The organism is Actinacidiphila oryziradicis (genome assembly GCF_005047355.1).
Lineage (GTDB): Bacteria > Actinomycetota > Actinomycetes > Streptomycetales > Streptomycetaceae > Actinacidiphila > Actinacidiphila oryziradicis.
Genome location: NZ_SUMC01000343.1, coordinates 1 through 1,260 on the forward strand (window position 1 = coordinate 1; position 1,260 = coordinate 1,260).

Below are 1,260 nucleotides of genomic sequence, written 5' to 3' on the forward strand. Positions count from 1 at the left end.
CTGCTGCCCGAGGACTACCTCGGACTTGTCAATCCCCTGTGGTCTGCTTCCGAGCCGCGCGGATGCGTCGAAAGCGTCAGGCGCGAGACCGCGGATGCCACCACGCTGCTGATCCGGCCCGGCCGCGGTTGGGCCGGCCACCAACCCGGACATCACCTCCGCGTGGGAGTGGAGATCCAGGGAGTGCTCCACTGGCGGGTCTACTCGATCACTTCCGCGCCCGACAGCTGCGACGGTCTTGTCTCGATCACCGTCAAGACACTCCCCGGCGGCCGTGTCTCCCCGCACCTCGGCCGGCATACCGCCCCCGGCACTGTGCTGCGGCTCGGCTCGGCCGGCGGTGACTTCACGCTGCCGGACCCGGTCCCGCCCCGGCTGCTGCTGCTCACCGCCGGGGTGGGCATCACCCCCGTGATGGGGATACTGCGCGCGCTGGCGGCCCGCGACGCCGTGCCGGACACCATGCTCGTGCACAGCGCTGCCACGCCCCAGGACGTCGTCTTCGGCCCGGAACTGCGCGAACTGGCCCGTCGGACCGCGGCATTCAGGCTCCACGAGCACTACACGCGCATGCACCCCGGCGGCCCGGGCACAGGCGCGCGGTCCAGACGGCTCACCGCCGACCGGCTGGCCGGCCTCGTGCCCGACTGGCGCGAACGCGGCACCTGGGCATGCGGGCCGGCCGGCATGCTCGAGGCGGTTGAACGGCACTGGGCCCGGGCCGGGATCGCCGAGCAGCTGCACGTCGAACGCTTCCGGCTCGCGACCACCACCGCAGCCGATGCCGAGGCGAACAGGCCCGGCCGCGTGCGCTTCACCGTGAGCGGGCGCGAGGCCGACGCCGCCCCGTGCGTCCCACTGCTCGTCGTCGGTGAGGACGCAGGCGTGGCCATGCCCAGCGGCTGCAGGATGGGGATCTGCCACAGCTGCGTCGCCCGGCTCGTCGGCGGCCGCGTACGCGACCTGCGCACCGGCCGGATCCACGGCGAGGCGGGGGACCTCGTGCAGACCTGCGTGTCGGCAGCCGCCGGCCCCGTGCACCTGGAACTGTGAACACCCCTGAGGAGTCCTCCCATGAACGCAACCACCACCGCCCACCTGGACGACACCGACGTCGAAGCGTTCGCCGCGGAACTCGACCGCATCCGCGAGGAGATCATCGCGGAGCGCGGCGAGAGCGACGCCCGCTACATCCGGCGGGTCATCGCCGTGCAGCGCACCTTGGAGGCGGCCGGACGCGCCGCACTCCTGGTCTCCCTG

At 72.9% G+C, this 1,260-nt stretch carries 1 protein-coding gene and 1 pseudogene; both read left to right on the forward strand.

What is annotated here, in order from left to right:
* The coding region (locus FCI23_RS55770) for a ferredoxin reductase (RefSeq protein ID WP_136731775.1) at positions 1–1,053 on the forward strand (1,053 nt) is incomplete at its 5' end.
* Positions 1,054–1,074: 21 nt separating this feature from the next.
* Positions 1,075–1,260, forward strand: a pseudogene (locus FCI23_RS55775) (acyl-CoA desaturase); the annotation flags it as partial.